Origin of the sequence: Aureimonas ureilytica DSM 18598 = NBRC 106430 (genome assembly GCF_000382705.1) — a bacterium.
Lineage (GTDB): Bacteria > Pseudomonadota > Alphaproteobacteria > Rhizobiales > Rhizobiaceae > Aureimonas > Aureimonas ureilytica.
This window is the reverse complement of the sequence record NZ_ARQE01000003.1, coordinates 285,325-311,479: the sequence shown is the minus strand read 5'-3', so window position 1 is coordinate 311,479 and position 26,155 is coordinate 285,325. Positions and strand designations below refer to the sequence as shown.

The following is a 26,155-nucleotide window of genomic DNA, read 5'->3' as shown; positions in this document are numbered from 1 at the left end:
CGTTGAAAGTTAGAGGGGCGCAGGCAAGGCGGCTCAGCGCTCGCCCGTGTCGCGGGAAGCGGGCGGCGTCTCGTCCAGCGGCTTGTAGGTCACGAAGAAGATCCAGACGCCGTAGACGCCGATCGCCGCCGACAGGATCGCCCAGGTCGGACTGCCCATGTAGAGCTCGAAGCCCGCCCAGGCGAAGCAGATCGCGACCAGAATGACGCGCCGGTAGAGCGGGCGGAGGAAGGGATGTTCTTGGTCCTTCATGCGCGACCTTTCGCCGAACTGGGGGAAAACGCCGTGCTTATACCCCATCCCCGGCGAAACGCATCGCTCTTCCGACACGCAAATCGGCCGGGCGCATCGAGGGGAGCGTCCGGCCGGAAGGGGAGGGGTCAGGTCGTGCGGCCGAGCCGGGGGCCGGGCAAGGCCGCCGCCGTCGCGCCACCGGCCGCGAGGGGGCGGGCCCGCACGGGTGCCGAGACGCCGCGCCACCATTCGAGAAACAGAGCCAGCCCGACATGGAGGGCGAGCCCGGCCGCGATCAGCGCCGTGTCGAACACGAAGGCCGGCTCGCGGTTGAAGCGCAGCGCCTGCGCGGCGACGGAGAGGATCGTGCCGGTGGCGAAGATCGGAAGCGAATGACGCCCGATCACCGACAGGAGATTGTTCGGCCCGATTCGCCGGACCAGCGAGCCGGAAGGCGCATGGGCGAAGACATAGACCAGCGCCAGAATGTGCAGGAGGCGCGGCAGCGTGACGAAGGTCTTGTCGAAGCCCGTCATCAGGAAGGGGCCGGGCACGAGCGACGACCAGTGCCAGAGCTGGAACTCGACGAAGAGGAAGGACAGGAAGAGATAGGCGAGGGCGATCGCGTAGAGCGTGGGATTGTAGGCGACGAGCGCCCGCCCGCCGGCCTTGGCCAGCCCCACTGCCAGGCCGATGGCGAAGACGATCTGCCAGGCGAAGGGATTGAACTGCCAGCCGCCGGGATTGGGGTGATTGGGCAGGTTCAGGCCGGTCGTGCCGGCGATGGCCCAGAGCGTCGCCGAGACGATCAGGAGGCCGGGCAGGCCGACGCGCCTGACGATGGCGAGCATGAAGGGCAGCATCAGGAGAATGACGCAGTACATCGGCAGGATGTTGAGATAGGCGAGCTGGTGCATCAGCGTCGCGACGCCGGCCAGCGTTTCCACCGGCTGGGTCATGAAGTAGCCGATGCCGAGCTGCATCAGATAGCGCCCGTCGCCCGTGGTCATCGCGGCGAGCGCGAAGAGCGAGACGGCGATCATCGTCAGCGTGATGTGGACGAGATAGAGCGTGCCCGCCCGGCGCAGCGCCTTGATGCTCGCCACCAAGGCCGAGCCCTGCAGGAACGAGCGGCCGTAGGCGAAGGCGGAGGCGAAGCCCGCCAGAAAGACGAAAAGCTCGGCCGAGTCGGAGAAGCCGTAATTGCGGGAGGTCAGATGCTCCCACATCACGCCGGGCACGTGATTGACGAAGATCGTCAGGAGGGCGAAGCCGCGAAAGAAATCGACGCGACTGTCGCGCGCCGATCCTGGCGCGCCAACCGGTGCGGATGCCATGCTCATTCGATCCATTCCAGACGGGCCGGTTCCCGGTTGGGAGATCGGACCGTTCATGCACGCACCGAGACGATCGACGTCTTCGGTTTGTCATACTTAGCGTTAGAGGCCCGCGCCTGAACCCTTGCTGAACGTCTTTCGCATTGCAGCAAAGGCAGGTGCCCAAGCAATCCGGCGAGAGGAAGGCAGGCCGCAAAAGCAGAACGGCCGCCCGACCCGGAAGGGGCGGAGCGGCCGTTTCGCGGTTCCGAGGTGTGGTGGCTAGAGCGTCAGGCCGGCGCCATGGCGGCGGAGGGGCCGGTGACGGAGGCCGCGTCCTTGGGCAGCGTGGGCTCGCGCCCGATGCTTTCCTCGCTGAGGCGGCGGCGCCATTTTTCCGAGGCGCGGATCACCGGCTCGGGATCGATCTCGAAGGGCGTCGCGAAGATGGTGGAGCGGCGCACCGCGTCGCCCAATCCCGGATCGCCCGTCCAGGAGATGAAGAGCGGCGCGATCAGGAGCGGAATGGCGATCGGGCAGACCCAGAAGAACAGTTCGAACGCGTAGAAGAAGGTGAGGAAGAGAAGGATCGCGCCGGCGATCACCATCCACCAGGACGCCTGGAAGGCGGTCTTCAGCGGCAGGCCTTCGTCGTCGCGATCGGTGGACGGCCAGCCGCTGTCGAGGCCGAGCAGGATTTCCGTCACCGCCTTGGACTGGAACATCATCATGATCGGCGCGAGCGCGCTGGTGAGGACGAGTTCCGCGCCGCCGCCGAGAAGCACGGTCAGCGTGCCGCCGAAGGCGGTCGAGCGCCGGGTGAAGGCCGTGTAGCAGGCGATCAGCGTTTTGGGCAGGAGAAGGAGGAGCACGATGCCCAGGAGGAGCAGAAGCGCCTTGCCGGTTTCGGGCTGCGGAAACACCGGGAAGAGCGAGTCCGCCGGGAAGTAGTTCGGCGAGGGCGACAGGATCGGGTCGAGAAGGCTGACCACGAGGAACAGGAGCCAGATCGGCGAGGCCGCATAGGCCATGATGCCCGAGATCATCGACACCCGGCTCCAGAAGCGGATGTTGGGCGCCGGCACGAGGCGCCCGTGCTGGAGATTGCCCTGGCACCAGCGCCGGTCGCGCTTGGCATATTCGATGAGATTGGTCGGCGCTTCCTCGAAGGAGCCCTGGAGGTCGGGATCGACGCGCACCTTGAAGCCCGAGCGGGCGAGAAGCGCGGCTTCCACGAAGTCGTGGCTGAGGATGTGGCCGCCGAAGGGCGGCTTGCCCGACAGGTTCGGCAGGCCGCAATGCTCGGCGAAGGCGCGCGTGCGGATGATCGCGTTGTGGCCCCAGAAGGGACCCTCGCGGCCCTGGAGCGAGGCGATACCGCGCGAGAAGATCGGGGAGTAGAGCGCGGCCGAGAATTGCAGCGCGCGGCCGAACAGGGTGCGGCGGCCGATGATCAGCGGCTGGGTCTGGAGGAGGGCGAGTTCGGGATCGGCATCCATGCGCGCGACCATTTCCAGCATGGTCTCGGGCCGCATCAGCGAGTCGGCGTCGAGGATCAGCATATAGTCGTAGGCGCCGCCGCAATTGGTGACGAAGTCGGCGATGTTGCCGGCCTTGCGCCCTATGTTCTTCTTGCGGTTGCGATAATAGAGATGGCTGCCGGCTTCGAGCGCGGCGGCGACCGAGAAGGTGGCGCGCCGCTCGGCCGCCACGGCCTCCGCCTTGGTGGAATCGCTGAGGATATGGACGTCGAAATGGTCGAGGCGGCGGATCGCCTGGAGGCCTTCGATCATGGCGGCGACGCGCGCCAGAACCGCGTCGGCGTCCTCGTTGTAGACCGGCATGAGAATGGCGGTGCGGCTTTGCGAGCGCCGCCCGTCGGGCGCCGCCGTCCAGCGCCGGCCGCGGCGCGAGAAGATGCCCACCACGGCCGTGTTGAAGCCCCAGGCGAGCCAGAGGCAGCACACGATCAGGAGCAGGACCTGCACCACATGCAGCCAGGTCGTGCCGTTGGCCGTGATCACCACGGCGAACAGGACGCCCGCCACCACGGCGAGGAGAAGCGCGAACAGCGCGAAGAACAGTCTACCCAATACGATCACGGACGCGCTCGCTGACAAGAACTCATGCGGGACGGCGGCACCAACCATGCGACCTTGACGGAATCATGGGGGCGGACCCGGCTTCGGCGGCCTGCCGGATGAGGCATCCGGCTCGGCCCGGTTTCACGGCGGCGCCGATCCGCGAGGACCTGGCGCCGAACCATCAATGGCCCTCGACGCCATGGGTGAGATGCTCGCGCAGGATCGGCTGCACGGGCATGGCGAGGGGCGAGCGGGGCTGGGGAAGAACCAGCTTGCGCAGGAAGGCCAGCGCCTTGCGCTTGCCGAGCCGCGCCGCCTCGATCACCACCTGCGGCTCGGGGCCGGTGCGCCCGTCGAAGGCGAGCCGTTCCTGGATCGCGGCGAGGACCTCCTCTTCGGAAAGGTCCGGCCGGTTCACCAGAAAGCCCACGGGCCGCGTGTCGAAGAAGCGATCCGCCTCGCCCGTGTTGGCGCGCGGGGCGGTCTGCGTGTCGCGGCCGATCACGGACGGCCCGTCCACTGATAGAGCCAGGATTCGGAGATGATGCGCTGGTTGAAGGACAGCTTGGCGCGCAGCTCCACCGGGCTGGCGTTCAGCTTCTCCAGCTCGATCGACAGGCGCCAGCCGCCGTTCGGCAGGCGCGAGATGCCGCTATGGACGAGACGCGCGCCTTCCGCCGGCACGTCGATCACCGGAACCACCACCGCGTCGACAGGCAGGTTCTGCGCCGTGCCGCCGACGAAGTTGATCTCGAAGCGGCGAAGCCCCGTGTCGGCCGTGTCGGCCGCGTTGCCGCCGACGCCCGCATAGGTGCCGGCGACCGTCGCCAGATGGGTCAGCGGGTCCGGCAACATGCCCCAATGCATCCGGTAGCGGAACTCGTATTGCGAGCCGGCCTTGGGCTTTTCCTCGGGCACCCAGAACGACACGATATTGTCGTTGGCTTCCGATTCGGTGGGGATCTCGACGAGGAGGATCGCGCCGCGACCCCAGTCGCCGAGCGGTTCGATCAGGAGCGAGGGGCGCAGTTCGTAATGCGCCTCGACATCCTCGTAATGGCTGAAGTCGCGGTCCCGCTGCATGAGGCCGAACATTTTCGGCGAGGCCTCGGTGAAGTAGGACAGGGCGAGATCGTCGGGATTCTTGAGCGGACGCCAGAGGCGCTCGCCGTTCGGGCGCTGGATGAACAGGCCGTCGCTGTCGTGGACCTCCGGGCGGAAGTCCTCGCGCTCGCTATGGTCGTTCTCGCCGAAGAGATACATCGAGGTCAGCGGCGCGACGCCGAGCCGCTCCACCTCGCCCCGGAAGAACAGGCGCGCGGTGACGTCGATGATCGTCTGCGGGCCGGGCTTGAGGTTGAAGGCATAGGCGCCGGTGAGGCTCGGGCCTTCCAGTTCGGCGAAGAGCTGGATCGTCTCGTCGGATGGCTGCGGCTTCACGATGTAGAAGGCGGTGAAGCGCGGGAATTCCTCGGCCGAGGTGGTGGCCGTGTTGATCGCCAGACCGCGCGCCGACAGGCCGTAGCGGTTGTTCATGCCGAGCGCGCGGAAATAGGACGCGCCGAGGAAGGACACGATCTCGTCGTAGAGGTCGGGCCGGTCGATCGGATAGTTCAGGCGGAAGCCCGCCACGCCCGGAAGCTGGATGTTCTGGAAGACGGACGGGTCGAGCGGCGCCAGGAACTCGAAATTGGCGCCCGAGAAGACCTGCGGCTGGAAATGCGTGCCGTCGCCCACGAAGACGCGGGTGATCGCCTTGTAGAGGAAGCCCGGGAAATAGGCCTGCATCTGGAAGTTCAGCGGCTCGTTCGCCCAGATCGTCTGGTCGCGCCGGTAGAGGATGCGGCGGTAATGGTCGTAGTCGAGATCGGCGATCGGCTGCGGCAGCTCGTTCGCCGGCTCCTGATAGGGCTGGGCCGCGCGATTGCGCATGGCGGCCGTCAGCGCATCGAAGGAGAAGGCGTTCAGATCGACGACGGTCGGGGGGGCCGCGGGCTGCGCGGGGGCGGGCTCCGCGGCGGGGGGCGTCGCGCCCGGCGCCGGCTGGGTTTGCGGGTCCTGCGCCCTGGCCTGCGTCCACAGCAGTGTGATGACGCCGCCCAAGCCGTATTTCAGCGCCGTGCGTCGGGAAAGATGCGAGGGTCTCGTCACAGGGATGGCGATCTTCTTCTCGTTGAGTGCGCGCGCGTTTGAGCATATGCGAAAAGCCGTGAATAGCCTAGCCAATGCTCAGGTCCGCAACAAGTTCGCCGGCCATAGGCCGACGAGCCGCACCAAACCGCGCCCCGCCCGTGAGTGCCGCGCGCGTTTGCGCTGCGCCGCACCCGCCGCGCGCTCGCCGGTTTCCAAACAAGAAACGCTTTCCGGGGCTTGGCCCGCCGGCCACGCCGGGGCCAAGGCGCTAGCGCAGGCGGCGCAGCCTTGCGCTCAGGAGCTGATCGACCTGCTGGAGCGAGGCGAGCATGGCGGCGCGCTCCTTGTCCTCCAGCGAATTGCCGAGTTCCGTATCGAGCCGCAGCCACAGGGCGCGCACCCGCTGCTTGGCCGCTTCCCCGGCCGCGGTCAACATGACCATGGTGCGGCGCGCATCGCGGCTGTTGGACTCGCGCAGGACGAGGTCCTTCTCGATCAGGCGATCCAGCATCTTGGACACGGTGGACGGGCGCACGGCAAGCTGCTCGGCCAGCGCCGAGACGCTGACGGACTCTCCCGGCGTCAGCCGAGCGAGAAGCTGATCCTGGCCCGGATGCAGATCGATCTGGGCCAGGAGAAGGGCGAGAAAGGCGCGTGTGGACTTGGCGATCGACAAAAGCGTCGCGACCAGTTGCGCGTCTTCGTCCGTCAAATTCGGGGGAGAGGATGTCACCGTGTCAGGCACGTTGAGCCTCTCGAACTGATACGCTCATTCATGCGAAACGATATGCAAGAAGCCCAAACGTTTCGCATTTAAGTAATTATAAGCTGGCTGACGACTCGCGAACTTTACTCGGATGCCGGACCATGCTGGGCTCGCGGCTTCAATGGGACAGTGATGCTAACCCATTGGTCCGACTTATTATGTCATCCGGATCGATTGCCAAACGCCCGGTTTTCAGGCCCTTTCGACCCGTTTCCGACCAAGTAATGTCCTGAAATTGCCCAGAAGTTGCGCGCCGTCAGGTGTCAGTACTGATTCGGGATGGAACTGAATTCCGTAGGTCGGGTGCGTGCGGTGGCGCAGCGCCATGATCTCGCCCTCGTCCGACCAGGCGGTGACGCGAAGCGCCGCGTCCATCTCCGGCGTCGCGCGCACGATCAGCGAATGGTAGCGCCCGACCTCCAGGGGCTGCGGCAGGCCTTCGAAGAGATCGCCCCCCTCGTGGCGCACGGGCGATGACAGGCCGTGCATGGGCTGGAGCGCCGGGCCGACCCATCCGCCGAAGGCCGCGCCGATCACCTGATGCCCGAGGCACACGCCGAGGATCGGGATGCGTCCGGAAAAGGCGCGCACGGTATCGAGGCAGACGCCGGCCTCCGCCGGGCCGCAGGGGCCGGGCGACAGGACGATCGCCTCGGGTTCCATCGCCTCGATCTCACCGAGCGTCACCCGGTCGCTGCGCCGGATCGCGACCGGCGCGCCGAGCCGTTCGAGATAGCGGGCGAGATTGGCCGAGAAACTGTCGTAATTGTCGAGAAGCAGGATCACGCCGCCGACCCGCCCCTGGCATAGGCCTTGAACGCCTCGAGAATGCGCACGGCCTTGGCGCCGGTTTCCTCGTATTCCGCCGCCCCGTCCGACAGGATGGTGACGCCGCCGCCCGCGCCGAACCGGGCGCGCGTCCCCTCGAATTCCACGGTGCGGATGGCGATGGAAAGATCGGCCGCGCCGTCGAAGCCGAAATGGGCGAGCGAGCCGCAATAGACGTCGCGCCGCCGCCCTTCCAGCTCGCTGATGATGTCGCAGGCGCGGATCTTCGGCGCGCCGGTGATGGAGCCGCCGGGAAAGCTGGCGCTCAGGAGCGATCCGACGCCTTCGCCTTCGCGCAGCCGCGCCGTGACCTCGGAGACGAGATGATGGACGCCCGAAAAGCTCTCCAGCGCGCACAGGGCCGGCACCTCGACGCTGTCGGCCTCGGCGACGCGCGACAGGTCGTTGCGCAGGAGATCGACGATCATGACGTTTTCGGCCCGGTCCTTGCGCGAGGCCAGAAGCGCCTCGGCGGCCTCAGCGTCGAGCGCCGGATCGGCCGCGCGCCGCGCCGTGCCCTTGATCGGCCGCGTTTCCACCGCGCGCCCGCGCAGCCGCAGGAAGAGTTCGGGCGAGGCCGAGGCGATCGTGCGGCCGGGCATGTCCAGATAGGCGGCGAAGGGCGCGGGGTTCACCTGGCGCAGGACGCCGTAGAAGCCGAACGGATCGAACCCCTCCGGCAGGTCGGCCTCGAAGCGGCGCGCGACATTGGCCTGATAGATGTCGCCCGCCCGGATGAAGGCGCGCACGCGCTCCACCATCGCGGCGTAATCGGTGCGCGAGATGTCCGAGCGCCATTCGGGGGCCTCAGTGGGAGCGGGCGCTTCGGGCGCCGGCTCGCGCTCCAGCGCCGCGCGGAATTCGGCCAACCTCGCCCGCGCATGGGCCTCGCGCGCGTCGAGCGGCGAGGCGGCGTCGAGAACGGGCGAGAAGCCGCTGGACACGAGGTTGGTCGTGCCCCGGTCGTGATCGAACACGAGGGCGGTGTCGTAGAGGCCGAGCGCGATCAGCGGGCGGTCGGGGTCGAGATCGCGCACGGGGCGCAGCCGCTCGATGAAATGCCCGGCCTCGAAGGCGAGAAAACCGGCCAGGCCCGGCCCGAGCCGCGTTTCGTCGCGGGCTTCTATCCGGTAGCGCGCCAGAAGGGCGTCGAGCGCGGCGAAGGGGCTTCCCTCGACCAGCGCGCCGTCCAGGCGCGTCTCGTTCAGCGAGGCGGTGAATTCGGCGAAGGGCGCGGCGAGAACCGCCGAGCGCCGCCCGTTCGGGCCGCCCGGCGCGGCGCTGTCGAGAAAGGTGAGGCGGCCGAGCGGGCGCAGGCGGCGGGCCGCTTCCATGGGGTCGCAGCCCTCGAGCGCTTCGCACCACATGCCCCGCCGTTCTCCCTTGCCCACAAACCGGCCCGCGCCTTTGCCGAGCCGGCTGCCGCTGTCAAGCCGCGCCGTCTTCGATCAGGAAGATGTGCAGCGTCGCCGGGCCATGCACGCCGATCACCAGATTGCCCTCGATATCGGTCGTCCCGCTCGGGCCGGTGACCACCACGAGATTGCGGCTGCGGGCGAGATCGAAGCGCGCGACCGCCTCTTCCAGATGCGGCACGATGTCGGAAACGCGCACCGCCACGAGATGGTGCAGCGGCAGAAAGGCGTCGAGCACCGCCATGTCGGCACCCGAGCGGATCACGAGGCTCGCGGTTTCCGCGATGGCGCAGTCCGACAAGGACAGGGCGGTGCGGTCGTCCACCTCGTCCCGCAGCGCGACGCCGGCTTCCGCGAAGGGAAGCGTCAGAAGCGCGAGCGCGGGCTGGAGCTTGATCGCCGGCTCGCGCCCGCGCGCGTGGAGATGCGCCGCCACGGCTGCGGGGAGGGCGGCGAAATCGGCGATGCGCTCGCAGGACGCGCCGGGCGGCAGCCGCGTCACCGCCGCCTCGAACAGGGACGCGAGATCGCCATCGGGCAGGCGCGGACGCACGCGCTCGGGCTCGGCCAGAAGCGCGTCGGCCTCGGCCCGAATGCGCTCGGCGGCGCGCGCGGGGCCGAGCGCATGGCGGATCGCGCCGAAGATCGCGTCGCGGGCCTCGCTCATCGGCCGGCCTTCCGCTGGCGGGCGGCTTCGGCCTGAAGGAAGGTCGGCCCGCCCGGCGGAACGGGCATGTCGCGATGCCGCGTCCAGGCGCCGCCGAGAAACGGCAGGGAGGCGACACGCCCGCGCGCGCCGCCCATGAAATGCAACGCTTTCGCCGCGAGGCCGGTGGCCATGCGGTAGGGGAGCGGATGGGTTGCCAGCCAGCGCCACAGGCCGAGCCCGGCGCGCATGGTGCGCGGCTCCAGCCCTTCGCGCCAGCTCGCCGTGCGCCAGCCCTTGAGAAGGGTCGGCAGCGGAATGTCCACCGGGCAGACCTCGCGGCAGCGCCCGTTCAGCGTGCAGGCATGGGCGAGGTCGCGGGTCTTCTCGTTCAGTCCGTCGAAGATCGGCGTCAGCACCGCGCCCATCGGGCCGGGATAGGTGCCGCCATAGGCATGGCCGCCGATCTGGTTGAACACGGGGCAATGGTTCATGCAGGCGCCGCAGCGGATGCAGCGGAGCATGTCGCGCATTTCCTCGCCCGCCAGCATCGTGGTGCGGCCGTTGTCGACGAGAACGATGTGGAACTCCTCCGGCCCGTCGAGATCGCCCGATCGTTTCGGCCCGGTGTGGAAGGTCGTGTATTGCGTCAGCGCCGCGCCGGTCGCCGAGCGCACGAGAAGGCGCAGCATCATCGCCGCGTGGGCGGCTGAGGGCACCAGCTTCTCGATGCCCGCCGTCGCGATGTGGATGCGCGGCGGCGTGGTGGTCATTTCGGCATTGCCCTCGTTGGTCACGGTGCAGACGCTGCCCGTGTCGGCAATGAGGAAATTGGCGCCGGATATGCCGATATCGGCGTCGAGGAAGCGCTGGCGCAGATGGCGCCGGGCCGAGGCCGCCATGGCTTCGGCGGTTTCCTCCCGGTGCGGCTCGGCGTGGGCGGCGCGGAACAGCTCGGAAATCTGCTCGCGCGTCTTGTGCATGGCGGGCCAGATGATGTGGCTCGGCCGCTCGCCCGCGAGCTGCACGATATGTTCGGCCAGATCCGTCTCGACGCGCTCGATGCCCGCCGCTTCCAAAGCGTGCGGCAGGCCGATCTCCTCGCCGAGCATCGACTTGGAGCGCGTCACGCTTTTGGCGCCGGCCCGCTGGCAGATCTCCACGACGATGCGGCAGGCCTCGTCGGAGGTGCGGGCATAATGCACCACGGCGCCGCTCGCCCGCGCGTTGCGCTCGAACTCGGCGAGGTAATGGCCGAGATTCCGGACCACATGATCCTTGATCTCGCGGCCCCGCTCGCGCGCCACCGCGAAGTCCGGCCATTGGCCGACGATCGCCGCGCGCTTGGTGCGCGCGGTGCCGGTGGTGCGGTCGATCGCGGTCTTCAGCCAGCGGTCGGCGAGCGCTCCTTCCGAGCGCGCGGTGAAGCTGGGTGCGGCGCCCGGCGCGGGCTGGGGCGCGGCGCTCATCGGCCTTCTCCGATCCCCGGGCCGGCGAGCCGGCCGGCCACCGCCTCCACCGTATGGAACACGCGCACGTTGGAGCCGCGCCGTTGCAGCTTGCCGGCCATGTTCATGAGACAGCCGAGATCGCCACCGAGCAGGATCGAGGCGTCGGTGGATTCCACCGCCGCTGCCTTTTCCTCCACCACCGCATTGGCGATGGCGGGATATTTCACGCAGAACGTGCCGCCGAAACCGCAGCAGACATTGCTGCCGGGCAGGGGCACGAGCTCGAGCCCCTCGGCGCTCTCGAGAAGCCGTCGCGGCTGGTCGTGGACGCCGAGCTCGCGAAGCCCCGAGCAGGTGTCGTGATAGGTGGCTGTGGCGGGAAAGCGCGTCCTGGCCGGCTGGAAGTCCATGACATCGACGAGGAAGCTCGTGATCTCATGCGTGCGGGCGGCAAGATTCTCGGCCCGCTCGCGCCAGGGCGCGTCGTCGTGGAACGTGTGGACATAGTCGTGCCGGATCGTGCCGGCGCAGGAGCCGGATGGGGCCACGACATAGGTGTAGCCTTCGAGCGTCTCGATCTGGTGGCGCGCCATGGCGCGCCCGCTCGCCTCGTCGCCCGAGTTGAAGGCCGGCTGGCCGCAGCAGGTCTGGGCGAGCGGCACGTCCACGTCGCAGCCGGCTTCGGTCAGGAGATCGCGCGTCGCCTCGGCGATGCCGGGCCGCATGACATTGACGAGACAGGTGACGAAAAGAGCGACCCTCGGCCGCTCGGGGGATGATGAGGTTGGCACGCCGGCCTCCCTTGCCGTCTTGCTTCGATCAAGCTTTGCGACGGCGCGCGAGCGGGCGCAAGGCCGGCCTCGGTCAGGCCGGCGTGAGCTTGACGCGGGACCCGGGCAAGCTTCGGTCCGCAGTCTGGCCCGGCGACTTGGCAGACCCGACGACTCATGCTTAACTTTTCGACAATCCTAACGGAGGCCTACGAAATGTACGTTGTACGAATCGACTGCGAGGATGCCCGCAAGTTCCAGGCCTTTTCGAAGCTGCGCGACGCTCGCAGTTTCGCGCGGGAAGCCTTCGACCAGGAGGGCGTGGAAGACGCGCCCTCGATCTTCGAAGTGGCCGACACGAACGACGCCGAGATCGCCGTCATCGCCGTGCGCGATGGATTGGGCGTGCCGGTGATCGAGCCCGAGCCCGACGCGGCGGTGATTCTCGCCTCCATGGGCCTCGGCACGGGCCTGCGCATTTGAACCTATAGGGCGAGCGCGAAGCCGAGCAGCAGGGCGATGTCCACGATCTGCTGCGCGGCGCCGAGCGTGTCGCCCGTCGTGCCGCCGAGGCGGCGCAGGAGAAAGCGGCGAAACGCATCGAGCCCGGCGGCGCCGAGAAGCGCCGGCAGGACGAAGGCCGCAAGTCCCGTTCCCCCATCTTTCGCGAGCGCGCCGGTCAGCGCGCCCGCGACGACGAGCAGCGCGAGCGCGAGGCCGGCCGCCTTTCGGCCGGTTTCCCGGCTCGGCGCTTCCATGCGGCCCGCCAAGCCGTCCCGACGCGCGGAGGGCAGGCGCGACCAGAGCCAGGCCATGGCGCCCCGGCTTGCGCCCGCCGCCGCTATGAGCGCGAGGGCTGCGAGCGCGGGGCTCCGCGCGGCGAGCTCGGTGAGAAGTGCCACTCGCAGCAGGACCGAGCCGATCAGCGCCAGCGCCCCATAGGTGCCGATGCGGCTGTCCTTCATGATCTCCAGCGCGCGCTCGGCCGAGGTATGGCCGAACAGCCCGTCCGCCGTGTCGGCGAGCCCGTCCTCGTGCAGGGCGCCGGTCAGCGCGACCAGAAGAAGAAGCGCGATCAGCGAGGCCGTGACCGGCTGAAGCCCGGCCGCGCCGAGGAGAACGAGCAGGACGGCGGACGGCAGCGCCACCGCGACGCCGACAAGCGGAAAGGCGGCGGCATCGGCGCCGAGCGGATGCGGGCCGCCCTGAAAGGCTTGGGCGCGCGCGGGCAGGCGCGTCAGAAAGGCGCTCGCGCGCCAGAAGCCGTCCATCGTCGCAATCCCTCGTCCCGTTCCCTCGTCCTGGCGTGCCGTTTGCGCCGGGGCGGCTTCTTCCTTAAGGAGCTTCGCGTCGATCCGAAACGGGGCCGTGCTCCGCGAAGGGGGCTCCCCCGCGCTCCCATGCCCGCCTCGGAGCCGACGGCAGGGTCGGCGCTGTCCGCCGTCCGGCCCCCATCGATTCGAGGAAGCCTTCCCATGTCCGCCACCGGTCTGCCTTTCGACGATATCCGCGCGCTGATCGCCCAGATGCCGACGCCCGACATGCGCGCCCGCCACGATGCGCGCCACCGGCAGGAGGAACTGACGAAGCCGTCCGGCAGTCTCGGCCGCTTGGAGGATATCGCCGAATGGATGGCGTCCTGGCAGGGCCGGGCGCCGAGCGTCAACCGCCCGGTGGTCGCCGTCTTCGCGGCCAATCACGGGATCGCGGCCAAGGGCGTCTCGGCCTATCCGCCCGAGGTGACGCAGGCCATGGTGGAAAATTTCGCCGCCGGCGGCGCGGCGATCAACCAGATCTGCGCGAGCTTCGATCTCGGCCTGAAGGTCTTCGATCTCGCGCTCGACTATCCGACCGACGATATCTCGGAAGGCCCCGCCTTCAGCGAGAAGGACTGCGCGGCGACCATGGCCTTCGGCATGGAATGCCTTGCCGACCAGCCCGATCTCCTGTGCATCGGCGAAATGGGCATCGGCAACACGGCGGTCGCCGCCGCGCTCTTCGCCGCCCTGTTCGGCGGCACGGCGGCGGACTGGGTGGGGCCGGGCACGGGCCATGACGCGGCGGGACTGGAGCGCAAGCGCGCCGTCGTGCAGCAGGCGATCGACCTGCATCGCCCGCATTTCGGCAATCCGCTGGAAGTGCTGCGCCGGCTCGGCGGGCGCGAGATCGCGGCCATGTGCGGGGCGATCCTCGGCGCGCGGATGCAGCGCGTGCCGGTCATCGTGGACGGCTATGTCGCGACCGCCGCCGCCGCCGTGCTCCAGGCGCTCGACCCGAGCGCGCTCGACCATTGCCTGTTCGGTCATGTCTCGGCCGAGCCCGGCCATCAGGCCGCCCTCGCGCGCATGGGCAAGGTGCCGCTTCTGGCGCTCGGCATGCGGCTCGGCGAGGGAACGGGCGCCGCGCTTGCCGCCGCCATGGTGAAGGCGGCCGTCGCCTGCCACAACGGCATGGCGACCTTCGCGCAGGCGCAGGTTCCCAATCGGGACTGACGCGGCCGGGCAGGGGGAGGTCCGCGAGGGCCTCACGCCTGAAGGATCGTCACCTCGCCGCCCGCGAGCCGCGCGGCGCTGAGCCGGCCGCCTCGGCAGGCATTGGTGTCCAAGCCAATCCGGTAGGGCGAGACGAAGGGCGTCGGGGCGGGCGTGTGGCCATGCACGATCGTCCGCTCGAAGGAGGCGCCCCGGTGCTCCAGAAACGGGCCGCGCAACCATAGAAGGTCCTCGTCGCTCTGCGCCTCCAGGGCCACGCCCGGCCGCGCGCCGGCATGGCAGAAGAGGTGGCGTGGCGTTATGAGCGCGACGGGACACGCGGCCAGGAAGCGCCGATGCGCGCGCGGCATCTCGGCCGCCAACCGGCGCACGAGCGCGGCGAGGACGCGGCGGTCGTTCCCGAGGGGCGCGGGGTCGAGGCCGTAGGACAGAAGCGTCTGCGCGCCGCCGAAGCCGAGCCACCATCGCGGATCGACCCGGCCCTCTAGAAGCCGCAGCAGCACGTCGTCATGATTGCCGCGCAGGCAAACGCGGCGAAAGCCCTCGGGCGGCGGCGCGGCGAGATGCGCCAGAACGCCGGCGCTGTCCGGACCGCGATCGACATAATCGCCGAGCATGACGATGAGCTTCGAGCCGGGCCGGCCGCGCGCGTCATCGAGGATGCGCGCTTCCAACGCGCGGAGCTGGTCGAGACATCCGTGGACGTCGCCGATCGCATAGGTCGTGTCCGGCTCATGCGTCAGAGCAAGGCGCGGCAAGGGCGGGCGGCCGGGCTCGCCGCGCGCGGGCTTGCCGCGCGGAGCCGGCTTCGCTCCGAAGGCTCTCTGCAGAGCGCCGAACCAGCGGCGCGTCACGGACATGGGTCAGGCCGTCCGGTTCACGGACCCGCCCTCCAGCGGGGCGGGCGTGCCGAAGGCGCCCCCGCTCAGCGCGGGGCGCGCTTGGCGAGGATGCGCTGAAGCGTGCGCCGGTGCATGGACAGGCGGCGCGCCGTTTCCGAGACGTTGCGGTCGCACAGCTCGTAAACGCGCTGGATGTGCTCCCAGCGGATGCGATCGGCCGACATCGGGTTTTCCGGCGGCTCGGCCTTGGTGCCGGGGTCGCGCATCAGGGCGGCGATCACTTCGTCGGCATCGGCGGGCTTGGCGAGATAATCGATCGCGCCGAGCTTCACGGCGTTCACGGCCGTCGCGATATTGCCGTAGCCGGTGAGAACCACGACGCGCGCGTCGGGCCGGGCGCGGCGCAGGGCCTCGATCACGTCGAGACCGTTGCCGCTGCCGAGCCGCATGTCCACCACGGCGAAGGCGGGGGGCACGGCGCGGATGGCGCTCGTCCCGTCCGCCACGCTTTCGGCGGTGCGCACGTCGAAGCCGCGCTGTTCGAAGGCACGCGCGAGGCGCGAAACGAACGGCTTGTCGTCGTCCACGAGGAGAATGGAGTTATCGCCCCCGATATCGATCGGAGGAAGCGGGGAGGTCTGCGTGTCTTGCGTCAACATGGCTCATATCCCTTGTGCGAGAAGATATGGGGGGCCATTGGATCGAAATCAAAGTCGTGGCTCACCAAAGACTGGTTCTTCAGTGAAAAACCTGTGGGGTTCGGCGGCGTAGGCCCGATCACCGCCGCGAATGTCCAACGCGGCGCGCGGCCATGCGATCCCTACCATCGCGCCGTGTGCTTCCCCTTCCGGCCGGTTGCCGAACACGATCTGCGCGCCCGAGCGCTCCAGCAGGGTCTTGGCGATGAAGACGCCGAGCCCGAGACTGCCGCCGAACTGGCGCGGGCCGCCTTCGCGCGGCGACACATAGGGGTCGCCGATGCGCGACAGGACATCGGGCGAAAAGCCCGCGCCGTCGTCGCGCACCTCGATCCGCACGCTCTCGCCGGTCCAGGCGACATGCACCTCCACCAGCGCGTCGGCGAAATCCACCGCGTTTTCCACGATATTGCCGAGCCCGTAGAGAATGCCGGGATTGCGGCGCAGGACCGGCTCGGCACCGTCGCGCCCGCCGCCGGTAACGCGGATTTCCACGCCGAAGTCGCGATGCGGGGCGATCACCTCCTCCACCAGCGACAGGAGCGGAAGATGCGCCATGTGCTCTTCCGAGGAGGAGGACAGGCTGGACAATTGCCGCAGGATCGAGCGGCAGCGCTCGGTCTGGGTGATCAGGAGGTCGATATCCTCGCGCATCGGGTGATCGGACGCGGTGCTGCGGCCCATTTCCTTGGCGACGAGGGCGATCGTGGCGAGCGGCGTGCCGAGCTCGTGCGCGGCGGCGGCGGCGAGCCCGTCCAGCGCCGTCAAATGGTTCTCGCGCTGGAGCACCATTTCCGTCGCGGTCAGGGCGTTGGACAGGGTCCGCGCTTCGGCGGCCACGCGGTAGATGTAGAAGGTGGCGAAGACCATGGTCGTCACCAGCGCGAACCACATGCCGCCCATATAGGGAAAGGGCAGGTTGAAGGGCGTGTCGATCGGCCAGGGCACGGGATAGTGGAAGAAAGCCAGGAAGGTCGCGGCCAGAACCGCGAGAATGCCGAGCCCGACCGTCACGGCGGCGGGCTGCGTCGCCGCCGCGATCATGGCGGGCACGATCAGGAAGATCGCGAACGGGTTCTGGATGCCGCCGGTCAGGAACAGGAGCCCGCTCGGCTGGAGAATGTCGAAGGTCAGGATCGCCGTGACCTGGCGCACGGGAAGCCGGTCGGTGCGCAGAAAGCGGAAGCCGATGGCGATGTTGAGAAGCGCCGAAACCGCGATCAGCGCCAAACACGCGACCACCGGATAGGGATACCACAGGCCCCAGGCCACGAAGACGCAGGCCGCCAGCTGACCGCCGACCGACAGCCAGCGAAGCCGCGTCAGCGTGGCGACGCGCATGCGCTGGCTTTCGCGCAGGTTCTGGGGCGGCCAGGCCGGAGCGTCGAAATCGGACGGGCCGGGCAGCTTCATCATCGTCGGGGGAGCCTTCGTTCACGTGTCCTAGCGAATTAGGACGGAACAAGCCCCTGGAACAGGGCGACGGATCGGCGCGGTTTTCGGTCGCGCGCTCCGATCCGCCGGGTCCGGCGCTCTCCGGCGTCTTGAAAGGCCTAGCCGCGCGGCTTGGCGCGGTTGGTGGGCGCCGCGCTGGCCGGGTCTTCCGGCCAGGGATGGCGCGGATAGCGCCCGCGCAGGTCGGCGCGCACGTCGGCCCAGGAGCCGGCCCAGAAGCCCGGCAGGTCGCGCGTGATCTGGATCGGCCGATGCGCGGGCGACAGAAGCTCCAGCGTCAGCGGCCAGCGCCCACCCGCGACGCGCGGATGCGCGGTGAGGCCGAACAATTCCTGCACGCGGATGGCGAGAACCGGCCCGTCCGGCTCGTAGCGGATCGGATGCGAGGCGCCGGTGGGGGCGGTGAAATGGGTCGGCGCCAGGGTGTCGAGCCGCCGCACCTCGCCGGGCGGCAGGCGCGACAGAAGCCCCTCGCTCAGCATTCCCGGCTCGATCGCGTCGAGCGAGGCGACGCCCGGCAGGAAGGGGCCGAGCCAGTCTTCGAGGTCTTCCAGCAGCGCGTCGTCGCCGAAGGAGGGCCATGTGTTGTCGGCCTGTGCCAGGAAGCGCAGCCGCTGCAGCAGCCGCGCGCCCTCCTTGCCGAAGGGCAGGGCGCCGGCCCCGAGGCGGCGCAGGCCCGCAAGGAGCGCCGCGGTCACGCGCCCGTCGGCGGGCAGCGGCAGCGTCGCCTCGCTCAAGGTGGCACGGCCGAGCCGGCGCACCCGCCGCGCCCGGACCGAGCGCGAGCCGGGATCGAAGACGACGACGTCCTCCTCGCGGATGCGCTCGGCCATCAGCCGTTCCAGCGCTTCGCGCGACAGGGGCGCGGCGGCCCGGATGCGCCCGACGCGGCCGGGCGCGTTCGGCTGCGCGAGGCCGCCGAGATCGGCCACCACGAGCGCGGGCTCGCGCGCCAGCGCATGGGTTTCCTCCAGCGCGCCGCCGCGCCCGTTGGTCAGGACGAACTGCCCCCGGCCGCCGCGCGCGATGGCGATCCGGTCGGGATAGGCGAGCGCCAGAAGCGCGCCGGGCTCGTCGGTCTCGATCTCGCCCGGCGTCTGGGCGCTTCGGGCGATGCGCGCGGCGAGATCGTTCGCGCCCTTGGCGCGCGGGCTGCGCTCGGTCGCCCAGCGGCGCAGGCGCTCGGTGAGATCGGTGTCCGTGCCGCCCAGCCCGTGCTCGCTGAGGAGCACGGCGATGCGCGCGGCGAGCCGCCGCGTTTCGCCCGCCGCCGCGCCCGCCACCATGCGCGCCAGACGGGGCCCAAGCGGCAGAAGGCGCAGGGTCTCGCCCGCCGGTGTCAGCCGGCCGCCCTCGTCCACCGCGCCGAGTTCTTCCAGAAGCAGCCGCGCTTCGGCGACGGCGGGCGCGGGCGGCGGGTCGAGGAAGGGCAGGCTCGCGGGGTCGCTCACCCCCCAGCTCAGCGTGTCCAAAAGGAGGCTCGACAGGTCGGTGGAGAGAATTTCCGGCCGGTCGAACGGTTCGAGCGCCGCCGTTTCCACCGCGCGCCAGAGCCGGATCGCGACGCCCGGCGCGGTTCGCCCGGCGCGGCCGGCGCGCTGCTCGGCCGAAGCCTTGGACACGCGCACGGTTTCCAGCCGCGACAGGCCGGTCGCCGGCTCGAACAAGGGCTGGCGCTTCAGGCCGCTGTCGATCACCACGGTCACGCCGTCGATCGTGATCGAGGTTTCGGCGATCGTGGTGGCGAGCACGACCTTGCGCCGCCCGGCGGGCGCGGGCCGGATGGCGAGGTCCTGCGCGCCGGCCTCGAGCGCGCCGAAAAGGGGAGCGAGGAGGACGTCGGCGGGCACCCGCCCGGTCAGCCGCTCCAGCGTGCGCTCGATCTCGCGCTGGCCGGGCAGGAAGACGAGGATCGAGCCCGAACCAGAGCCGAGTTCGTCGAGCACGGCGCGGGCGCTCGCCTCCTCCACCGGCTCGCCCGCCGGGCGGTCGCGGTAGCGGATCTCCACCGGAAAGGCGCGCCCTTCCGAGCGGATCACCGGCGCATCGCTGAGAAGGCCGGCGACGCGCGCGCCGTCCAGCGTCGCGGACATGACGAGGATCTTCAGGTCGGGCCGCAGCGCCCCTTGCACGTCGAGCGCCAGCGCCAGACCGAAATCGGCATCGAGCGAGCGTTCGTGGAATTCATCGAAGAGAATGGCGGCGACGCCCGAAAGCTCGGGGTCGCCGATCACCAGCCGCGTCAGCACGCCTTCGGTGACGACCTCGATCCGCGTGCGGGCGGAGACGCGGGTGTCGAGCCGCATCCGCCAGCCGACCCGCTCGCCCACCTCTTCGCCCAGTAGCGAGGCCATGCGGCTCGCCGCTGCGCGCGCGGCGATGCGCCGGGGTTCCACCAGGAGAATGCGCCCCTCGGGCAGGGTGCCGAGGAGATGCAGCGGCGTCAGCGTCGTCTTGCCGGCGCCCGGCGGCGCGACGAGCACGGCCGCGCCATGCGCGGCGAGCGCCTCGGTGACGTCAGGCAGAACGAGCGAAACGGGAAGCTGGGGCAGCGCGGTCATGCCCGGCCTTGTGGCGGGGCGCGGCGCGCAAGTCCAGCCGCCGGCGCGTCTCTCGCGTGGGGCAAGGCCTGTGCGTCTCCCGCCGGCCCGGCGCGCGGCTTGACGCCCGCCCGGCGTCTCCCTTCGTATGATCTGTCGGAGCTTTGCGGCTCCATCCGGTCAGGCGCGAGGAGGCGAGGGCATGGAGGAGGTTTCGGGCGGCTGCCTTTGCGGCGATATCCGGTTCGTGGCGAGCGGCGCGCCCTATCGCGTCGGCGTCTGCCATTGCCTCGACTGCCGCAAACATCACGGCGCGCTGTTTCACGCCTCGGCGATATTCCCGGCCGAGGCGGTGACGATCCGGGGCGAGCCGCGCGCCTATAACGGGCGGTGCTTCTGCGCGCGCTGCGGGTCCTCGGTCTTCGGGCGCAGCGGCGACGAGATCGAGATCCATCTCGGCTCGCTGGATGCGCCGGATCGGTTTCAGCCGACCTACGAGCTTTGGATCATCCGCCGCGAGGGCTGGCTTCCGCCCTTTCCCCTGAGCCGGCATTACGAGCGGGATCGCGAGAGCGCGGGCCGGTTCGAGAGCGACGAACCGCCCGGCGCCGGGTAGGGGCGGCTCAGGCGACCACGGTCAGCCAGGGCCAGCGGGCGCGGTAGCTCTCGGCCTTCTCGGTGAAGCGCTCGGTGAGCGGGTTCAACGGATTGGAGGCAAGGCGCCCCTCTGCCAGATCATGGAGCCCGTTCGGCGCATAGAGCGCGCCGCTCGCCAGTTCGATCCCGACACAGGTGCAGGTGACGAGATAGCGGTCGATCCCGTCGTGCGCCGAGTGGAGCTGCGGATAGGGCGCGCCGAAGCGCTTCTCGTACCAGAGATGCACGCGCGCCTGATTGCGCAGCTCGACCTCGACGCCGAGATCGGCCGTCGCCTCGGCCACTTGGGCGATGACGCGATCCTCCGCCTCCCAGGACGTGTCGGCGGCGTCGAAATAGAACACGTCGTAATCCTTGACCCCCCAGTCCGCCGGGCGGCCGGAGCGCTGGTTCCAGATCGCCTGGAAAAGGCAGCCCGCCACGAGATGGCCTTCGGGCAGGCCGAGCGCGGCCAGACGGCGCTCCAGCTCGCGATTGACGGGGTTGGAGCGCGCGATGGCAAGGAACTCGGCGTCGGTCATGGTCGTCATTGAGAGCCTGTTTGAAAACTCGGTCGGGTCGTTCCGTCGGTGCTTTTTCGCCGACGCTTCGTTGCCAATCCTCGCCGATGCTGACCTAGCATCGACTGCGTTTGGCGCCTCGCGACGTCGAAAAATCCCTCGACGGCCCTCCGCCGCCGATTTCCAAACAGGCTCTCGGCGCATCCGGGACAGCCTCCCTAGCCGAAGCACATGACAACGCTGCGTCGCCCCTGATGGAATCGGAGCCCAGCGGATCGGGTCAGATCACGCTCGCCCCGACATTCACCGCCAGCGCCAGGATCGTGGTGTTGAACAGGAAGGCGAGGATCGTGTGCGCGAGCACGAGCCGGCGCATGCCGCGCGAGGTGACGGCGACGTCGGAGGTCTGCGCCGCCGCGCCCATGGTGAAGCTGAAATAGAGAAAGTCGAGATAGTTCGGCTCGTGCTCCCCGCCCGGAAAGGCGAGACCGCCTTCGGCCTTCGGATCGGAATAGAACTCGCCGGCGTAATGCAGCGCCATGACGACCTGCGTCACCACCCAGGACAGAAGCACGGTGACGCCGGCCAGACACAGGCGCAGCGGGTTGGACGCCGCGTGGTCGCCGAGCCCGTGCAACTCGGCGGCGATGGCGGCGAAGCTCGCCGCGATGCAGAGGCTGGTGACGACGAGCACGACGCTTCGGCCCTCGTCCTGCCGGTGGGCGCGCGCCCGCAGGCGGCCGAGATCGGCCCGCGCCATCATCCGCCAGCAGACGCCGAGATAAAGGAGGACGCCGCTGTCCCAACCGATCAGGGCGCGCGTCGACCACGCGAGCGAACGCGGGGCGAGGGCGAAGACGAGCACCATCGCCAGAACCGAGCCGAGAAGACGCGGCCGGCTGCGCAGCATCCGCCAGACACGGTGCCAGGACCGGCGCGTGCGGCCGGGGGCGACCTGCGGCGCGCTCACGGCTGCGATCGCCGCGCCCATTCCTCGGTCAGCTTGTCGCCCCAGCCGGGGCTGGGTTCGGCGATGGTCAGGTCGAGCGCCCGCCCGCTCGGCACGGCCGGGTCGCGCGCCTCGGCGCGGAAGGCGTCGGCGAGTGTGGGGGGCAGCGTCTTCAGGGCCAGGACGCTCGGATCGGCCCAGCCCGTCAGCTCGGCCTTGCGGCGCTGGGCCTCCGGCGACAGGAGGAAATTCGCCACGACCAGCGCTCCGGCCGGCGAGGGCGCCTCGGCGGGGATGGCGAGGAAATGCGCGCCGCCGATCATGCCGCCGTCGAAGAGGACGGGGCGGACGGTGGTGGCGAGGCGCCCTTGCCGGATCGCGCTAGCGGCGGCCAGCGGGTCGAGCCCCGCCGCCATGTCCACCTCGCCGCGCGCCAGGAGTTCCAGCGCCTCGGTCTCGCTCCAGGCGAAGGAGCGTCCTTCGTGCCAGCTTGCCGCGCGCAGCCGCTCCATGGCGCGCCAGAGCGGCGCGGTCGCCTCCATAAAATCGCTCTCCTCCACCGGGCGCAGCAGCGCGGACGGGTCCTCCGCCGTGTCGAACAGCATCTGTTCCAGAAAGCGTCTTGCAGCGAGCGTGCCGGGCGCGGGCAGGACGAAGCGACCGCGATGCGCCTCGGCCCAAGTCAGAAGCGCCTCCACCGAGCGCGGCAGCGCATCCGCCGGGCCCGCGCGGGCGGTGTCGGCAAAGAGCGTCAGCTTCTGGAGGCCGAGCGGCGCGAGGCGGAAATCGGTGGGTTCGCCCGCGTCCACGAGGACGCTCGGATGGCGCTCCAGATCCACGAAGCGCCAGTTCGGCAGCCGGTCCGCGAAGGGCGTGGACAGGCGTCCGGCAGCTTTCAGCGCGGGAAAGACATCACCCTCGATCCAGACGAGATCGGGCGTCGCGGCGGCGGCCGTGCCGCCCGCATCGTCCGATTGCAGCGCCGTGAGCGTCGCCGGATCGGTGGAAATGTCGAGCGTGACGCCATAAAGCCGCGTGAGCTCCCCCAACGCCCATTGCAGATAGGCGACGGCGGGGCCGGGCGCGCCGGGCATGGCGAGGCGCACGCTCTGGCCGCGCGCGGCCTTTTCCACGGCCGGCCAGTCCGCCGGGTCGGGCAGGGGCGCTGCGCCCGCCAGCGCGGTGGAGCCGAGAAGCGCGAGCGCGAGACAAACGGACCGCAAGCCCTGGACCATGGCGACGCAACCTTCCTCGACCCCGACCGACGCCTCTGCCCTCCGCGCCTCGGGGACAGGCCGGAGCGAAGCCGGCCGGGGCGGGAAGTCTTTTCCCTTCCGCGCGGCCTTGCGATAAAGGAGGAGCAGCGCCGCGCGAAATCAACCGGCGCGCGGCCCGCTGCCCCAGCGGGCATCCTTCTATCCCATGAGGTTTTCCCGTGTCCGAAGTCGCGCCCGCCGATTCGCGCAAGACGATCGTCCTGACCGGAGCCTCGCGCGGCATCGGCCACGCCACCGTGAAGCGCTTCTCGCGAGAGGGATGGCGCGTCATTACCTGCTCGCGGCAGGATTTCGCCGCCGACTGCCCCTGGCCGGCGGGGCCGGAGGACCACATCAAGGTCGATCTCGCCAATCCGGAGGATGTCGGCTTCGCCGTCTCGGAAATCCGCCAGCGGCTCCAGAAGAACGGCGGCCGGCTTCAGGCGCTGGTCAACAATGCCGCGATCTCGCCCAAGGGCGACAAGGGCTCGCGCCTCGATTCCATCCAGACGCCGATGAATGTCTGGCGCGACGTGTTCCAGGTGAATTTCTTCGCCCCGATCATGCTGGCGCGCGGCCTTCGGGCGGAGCTCGCCACCGCCAAGGGCTCGATCGTCAACGTCACCTCGATCGTCGGCAGCCGCGTCCATCCTTTCGCGGGCACGGCCTATGCCACGTCCAAGGCCGCGCTCGCCTCGCTGACGCGCGAGATGGCCGCCGATTTCGGGCCGGACGGCGTGCGCGTCAACGCCATCGCGCCCGGCGAGATCGACACGGCGATCCTGTCGCCCGGCACGGAGAAGATCGTGGAGCAGATCCCGATGCGCCGGCTCGGCAAGACCTCGGAGGTCGCCGACATCATCTATTTCCTGTGCTCGGAACAGGCGTCCTACGTGAACGGCGCGGAAATCCACATCAATGGCGGCCAGCACGTCTGAGGCGGATTTCGGCCGGCAAGGCCGTGCCGGTCAGACCTGACGAACTGGCGGATCCGTCCTGACGGACTGGTGGATCAGTCCTGACGGACTGATCGGTCACACCTGCCGGTCTGATCGGTCACACCTGCCGGTCTGATCGGTCAGACCTGACGGGAGAGCGCGCCCACATGGTCGAGCGCCCGGTCGAGGAAGTCGCTCAGGCGTTCCTGATCCTCCGGGCGGGCGAGCGCGCCGTCCGGCCCGATGCCACCCCCGGCCTCGTTCAGGTGGAATTCCGCCGTCATGGCCTCGGCGCCGAGATGCGCGAAGACGGCGCGCAGCTGCGCCAGCGACTGGCGCCCGCCGCTTGGGCATGCCGAGGCCAGCGCCACGACGAGGCGGCGGAAGGGCGAAAGCGGCCGGTTCTCGCGCGCGGCGGCATGGGCGATCCAGTCGATCGCGTTCTTCAGCGCCGCCGGCATGCCGCCATTGTGCTCGCCCGTCACGAGAAGCAGCCCGTCCTGCAGCGCGAGGCGCTGCGCCAGGAGCCAGGCATTCTGCGGCAAGGCGTCCGCCGCCCCGTCGAACAGGGGCAGCGGATAGTCCGCCAGGCTCGCCGAGGTCAGCGACACCTCGGTCGCCGCCAGAAGGCGCGTCGCTTCCGCCGCGAGGCGCGATTCGGGCACGTCGGGGCGGGGCGAGCCGGACAGGACGAGAAGGCGTGGGATCAATGAACAGCGCCTGCCAGATGGGTCGGCTGCGTCTGCGAATAGATCCAGACGCGGGCCGGAGGGATGTTGTCCCAGACGATCGGCGTGGAGGAGACGTCGAAGACGCCCGCCACGGCCTTGACCGGGGGTTTCCAGAGATAGGAGAGCTGGGTCAGGTTGCCGCCCGGCAGGAGGCGACGGAAATAACTGGAGAAGAGCGCCTGACGCTCGGCCTGCTCCATGTGGACGATCGGGATGGCGAAGAGGATCGCGGCGAATTTCGTCGCCCCGCCGTCGCCGAGCGTGGCGTCGAGGTCGAACCCGTCGCCCTGGATCACGTTGACGCGCGGAAAGCGCTCGCGCAGCGTTTGCGCGAATTCCCGGTCGTATTCGATCGAGGTGATGCGCTCGGGCGCGACGCCGGCATTCAAGAGCGCGCGGGTCACGACGCCGAGGCCGGGGCCGAGTTCGAGGATCGGGCCGTCGATCCGCGTGGTGGAGGCGCCGACCATCGTGGCGCAGTAGCGCGGCGAGGAGGGCGCCACGGCGCCCATCTTGATCGGATGGCGAATCCAGGTTCCGAAGAAGCGGGCGAGGTCCGCTCCCCGCTCGTTCCGGCTGATCGTCTCGGCGTTCCTATGGTGTTCCATCGCGCGTCCTCCGATTCCAGTCGCTTTGTCGAACCTGTCATATCGTCGGAATGAAACAAGCTTGATGACGCAAATGCGAAACAATGAAATTTTAAGACTGCGTCATGCGACGGCGGAGCGGGCGGCGCGAGTCGTCAGCCGATGATGCCGGCGAGCGCCGGACAGCCGCGCCGATAGGTGACGACGCGCGCGGGCGGAATGTTGAGCTTCACCCAGGGGCTCGTCTCGACCTGCGCGTCGATCCGCTCGGGCCGCACGGGCAGGGCGGGGGAATAGGTGAACTGCACGAAGGGCGCGCCGACCGGCAGGCGGTCGAGCCAGGCCTTCAGCGCGCCGGCGCGTTCCTCCTCGGGCCGCGCCATCAGCGGCAGGCTGGACACGACGGCGGCGAGCGGGCGCCCGTCCAGCCAGCGGTCGAGATCCTCGCCCGGCCGATAGGCATCGCCCCGGATGACATGGACGGCGGGAAACAGCGCCTTCAGGAGCGCGCAGAATTCCGGCGCGTATTCGAGACAAGCGAGGCGGTCCGGCTCGATGCCGCGCGCCAGGAGCGCGCGGGTGACGACGCCCGTGCCGGGGCCGAGTTCCACCACCACGCCATCCTCGCCCGGCAGCGGCACTCGGGCGGCCATGCGTTCGGCCAGCGCGCGAGAGGAGGGGGACACGGCCCCGACCTTCAAGGGACGGCGCAGCCATTCGCGCAGGAAACGGGCCTCGGAGGCGGCGGTTTTGGAAGCGGGGGCGACGGACAGGCTCTGATCTCCTCGACGGCTGCGATCCGGCCTGCCTGCCTGCGCCGGGCCTGACGGTCCGGTGCGAAGAGAAGGCGCGTCGGCCGGATCCGCC

The 26,155-nt window shown here is 69.7% G+C and carries 26 protein-coding genes; 4 read left to right on the top strand and 22 right to left on the bottom strand.

Annotated elements, in window-relative coordinates; all coding sequences use genetic code 11:
• Positions 1 to 33: 33 nt before the first annotated feature.
• From B146_RS0108645 to B146_RS0108595, 11 genes are all read right to left on the bottom strand, one after another.
• Positions 34 to 252 (bottom strand): hypothetical protein, encoded by a 219-nt coding sequence (locus B146_RS0108645; RefSeq protein WP_019996036.1) that lies wholly within the window; start codon positions 250 to 252, stop codon positions 34 to 36.
• 128 nt (positions 253 to 380) lie between these two features.
• Positions 381 to 1,571 (bottom strand): OpgC family protein, encoded by a 1,191-nt coding sequence (locus tag B146_RS0108640; protein WP_162141934.1) that lies wholly within the window; start codon positions 1,569 to 1,571, stop codon positions 381 to 383.
• A 269-nt stretch (positions 1,572 to 1,840) separates the two neighbouring features.
• Positions 1,841 to 3,652: a glucans biosynthesis glucosyltransferase MdoH gene (gene mdoH / locus B146_RS25510; protein WP_155897420.1), complete on the bottom strand. Its 1,812-nt coding sequence runs from the start codon at positions 3,650 to 3,652 to the stop codon at positions 1,841 to 1,843.
• A gap of 163 nt (positions 3,653 to 3,815) precedes the next feature.
• Positions 3,816 to 4,139: a hypothetical protein gene (locus B146_RS0108630; protein WP_155897419.1), complete on the bottom strand. Its 324-nt coding sequence runs from the start codon at positions 4,137 to 4,139 to the stop codon at positions 3,816 to 3,818.
• Entirely contained in the window at positions 4,136 to 5,785 is a 1,650-nt protein-coding gene (locus B146_RS25505) for a glucan biosynthesis protein (RefSeq protein ID WP_244498178.1), read from the bottom strand. Before B146_RS25505 ends, B146_RS0108630 begins: the two co-directional genes overlap by 4 nt.
• Before the next feature lie 250 nt (positions 5,786 to 6,035).
• On the bottom strand, positions 6,036 to 6,500 hold the full coding sequence (locus B146_RS0108620) for a MarR family winged helix-turn-helix transcriptional regulator (RefSeq protein ID WP_244498179.1): 465 nt from the start codon (positions 6,498 to 6,500) through the stop codon (positions 6,036 to 6,038).
• 225 nt (positions 6,501 to 6,725) lie between these two features.
• A complete protein-coding gene (locus tag B146_RS0108615) occupies positions 6,726 to 7,319 on the bottom strand; it encodes an anthranilate synthase component II (RefSeq protein ID WP_019996030.1) in 594 nt (197 codons plus the stop codon).
• Positions 7,316 to 8,728: an aminodeoxychorismate synthase component I gene (gene pabB, locus B146_RS0108610; protein WP_019996029.1), complete on the bottom strand. Its 1,413-nt coding sequence runs from the start codon at positions 8,726 to 8,728 to the stop codon at positions 7,316 to 7,318. Before pabB ends, B146_RS0108615 begins: the two co-directional genes overlap by 4 nt.
• A gap of 61 nt (positions 8,729 to 8,789) precedes the next feature.
• The gene (locus B146_RS0108605; protein ID WP_019996028.1) at positions 8,790 to 9,443 is read right to left on the bottom strand and encodes a LutC/YkgG family protein; all 654 of its coding nucleotides are present in this window, start codon (positions 9,441 to 9,443) and stop codon (positions 8,790 to 8,792) included.
• Positions 9,440 to 10,891: a LutB/LldF family L-lactate oxidation iron-sulfur protein gene (locus B146_RS0108600; protein WP_019996027.1), complete on the bottom strand. Its 1,452-nt coding sequence runs from the start codon at positions 10,889 to 10,891 to the stop codon at positions 9,440 to 9,442. The genes B146_RS0108605 and B146_RS0108600 overlap by 4 nt, the downstream gene beginning before the upstream one ends.
• Positions 10,888 to 11,664: a (Fe-S)-binding protein gene (locus B146_RS0108595; RefSeq protein WP_026358462.1), complete on the bottom strand. Its 777-nt coding sequence runs from the start codon at positions 11,662 to 11,664 to the stop codon at positions 10,888 to 10,890. Before B146_RS0108595 ends, B146_RS0108600 begins: the two co-directional genes overlap by 4 nt.
• A 195-nt stretch (positions 11,665 to 11,859) precedes the next feature.
• Here B146_RS0108595 and B146_RS0108590 point away from each other — a divergent pair, with 195 nt between their 5' ends.
• Entirely contained in the window at positions 11,860 to 12,126 is a 267-nt protein-coding gene (locus B146_RS0108590; protein WP_019996025.1) for a hypothetical protein, read from the top strand.
• A 2-nt stretch (positions 12,127 to 12,128) separates the two neighbouring features.
• Here B146_RS0108590 and cobS read toward each other — a convergent pair whose 3' ends face one another.
• On the bottom strand, positions 12,129 to 12,914 hold the full coding sequence (cobS, locus tag B146_RS0108585; protein WP_019996024.1) for an adenosylcobinamide-GDP ribazoletransferase: 786 nt from the start codon (positions 12,912 to 12,914) through the stop codon (positions 12,129 to 12,131).
• Positions 12,915 to 13,118: 204 nt separating this feature from the next.
• On the opposite strand from cobS, the gene cobT reads away from it, so the two are divergent.
• The gene (gene cobT / locus B146_RS0108580; protein ID WP_019996023.1) at positions 13,119 to 14,135 is read left to right on the top strand and encodes a nicotinate-nucleotide--dimethylbenzimidazole phosphoribosyltransferase; all 1,017 of its coding nucleotides are present in this window, start codon (positions 13,119 to 13,121) and stop codon (positions 14,133 to 14,135) included.
• Between the two features lie 32 nt (positions 14,136 to 14,167).
• Here cobT and B146_RS0108575 read toward each other — a convergent pair whose 3' ends face one another.
• From B146_RS0108575 to hrpB, 4 genes are all read right to left on the bottom strand, one after another.
• Positions 14,168 to 14,995 carry a metallophosphoesterase family protein gene (locus B146_RS0108575; protein ID WP_019996022.1) on the bottom strand — a complete coding sequence of 276 codons (828 nt, stop codon included), beginning with the start codon at positions 14,993 to 14,995 and terminating at the stop codon, positions 14,168 to 14,170.
• Positions 14,996 to 15,060: 65 nt separating this feature from the next.
• Positions 15,061 to 15,636 carry an ActR/PrrA/RegA family redox response regulator transcription factor gene (locus B146_RS0108570; protein WP_019996021.1) on the bottom strand — a complete coding sequence of 192 codons (576 nt, stop codon included), beginning with the start codon at positions 15,634 to 15,636 and terminating at the stop codon, positions 15,061 to 15,063.
• A 48-nt stretch (positions 15,637 to 15,684) separates the two neighbouring features.
• Complete coding sequence (locus B146_RS0108565) at positions 15,685 to 17,091, bottom strand: ActS/PrrB/RegB family redox-sensitive histidine kinase (RefSeq protein WP_019996020.1); 1,407 nt, start codon at positions 17,089 to 17,091, stop codon at positions 15,685 to 15,687.
• 137 nt (positions 17,092 to 17,228) lie between these two features.
• A complete protein-coding gene (gene hrpB / locus B146_RS0108560) occupies positions 17,229 to 19,691 on the bottom strand; it encodes an ATP-dependent helicase HrpB (protein WP_019996019.1) in 2,463 nt (820 codons plus the stop codon).
• 181 nt (positions 19,692 to 19,872) lie between these two features.
• Between hrpB and B146_RS0108555 the strand changes: the two genes are divergently transcribed.
• Positions 19,873 to 20,286, top strand: a complete 414-nt coding sequence (locus tag B146_RS0108555; protein ID WP_019996018.1) for a GFA family protein — start codon at positions 19,873 to 19,875, stop codon at positions 20,284 to 20,286.
• 7 nt (positions 20,287 to 20,293) lie between these two features.
• On the opposite strand, the gene B146_RS0108550 is transcribed toward B146_RS0108555, so the two are convergent.
• From B146_RS0108550 to B146_RS25500, 3 genes are all read right to left on the bottom strand, one after another.
• The gene (locus B146_RS0108550) at positions 20,294 to 20,857 is read right to left on the bottom strand and encodes a nucleotidyltransferase family protein (RefSeq protein ID WP_019996017.1); all 564 of its coding nucleotides are present in this window, start codon (positions 20,855 to 20,857) and stop codon (positions 20,294 to 20,296) included.
• A 250-nt stretch (positions 20,858 to 21,107) separates the two neighbouring features.
• The gene (locus B146_RS0108545; RefSeq protein WP_244498181.1) at positions 21,108 to 21,797 is read right to left on the bottom strand and encodes a DUF1345 domain-containing protein; all 690 of its coding nucleotides are present in this window, start codon (positions 21,795 to 21,797) and stop codon (positions 21,108 to 21,110) included.
• Entirely contained in the window at positions 21,794 to 23,011 is a 1,218-nt protein-coding gene (locus B146_RS25500) for an ABC transporter substrate-binding protein (RefSeq protein WP_019996015.1), read from the bottom strand. Before B146_RS25500 ends, B146_RS0108545 begins: the two co-directional genes overlap by 4 nt.
• A gap of 200 nt (positions 23,012 to 23,211) precedes the next feature.
• On the opposite strand from B146_RS25500, the gene B146_RS0108535 reads away from it, so the two are divergent.
• Positions 23,212 to 23,970 carry an SDR family NAD(P)-dependent oxidoreductase gene (locus B146_RS0108535; RefSeq protein WP_019996014.1) on the top strand — a complete coding sequence of 253 codons (759 nt, stop codon included), beginning with the start codon at positions 23,212 to 23,214 and terminating at the stop codon, positions 23,968 to 23,970.
• Positions 23,971 to 24,110: 140 nt separating this feature from the next.
• Here B146_RS0108535 and B146_RS0108530 read toward each other — a convergent pair whose 3' ends face one another.
• From B146_RS0108530 to B146_RS25495, 3 genes are all read right to left on the bottom strand, one after another.
• Complete coding sequence (locus tag B146_RS0108530) at positions 24,111 to 24,680, bottom strand: NADPH-dependent FMN reductase (RefSeq protein ID WP_019996013.1); 570 nt, start codon at positions 24,678 to 24,680, stop codon at positions 24,111 to 24,113.
• Complete coding sequence (locus B146_RS0108525; RefSeq protein WP_019996012.1) at positions 24,677 to 25,309, bottom strand: class I SAM-dependent methyltransferase; 633 nt, start codon at positions 25,307 to 25,309, stop codon at positions 24,677 to 24,679. Before B146_RS0108525 ends, B146_RS0108530 begins: the two co-directional genes overlap by 4 nt.
• A 134-nt stretch (positions 25,310 to 25,443) precedes the next feature.
• The gene (locus tag B146_RS25495; protein ID WP_244498182.1) at positions 25,444 to 25,974 is read right to left on the bottom strand and encodes a class I SAM-dependent methyltransferase; all 531 of its coding nucleotides are present in this window, start codon (positions 25,972 to 25,974) and stop codon (positions 25,444 to 25,446) included.
• Positions 25,975 to 26,155: the final 181 nt, after the last annotated feature.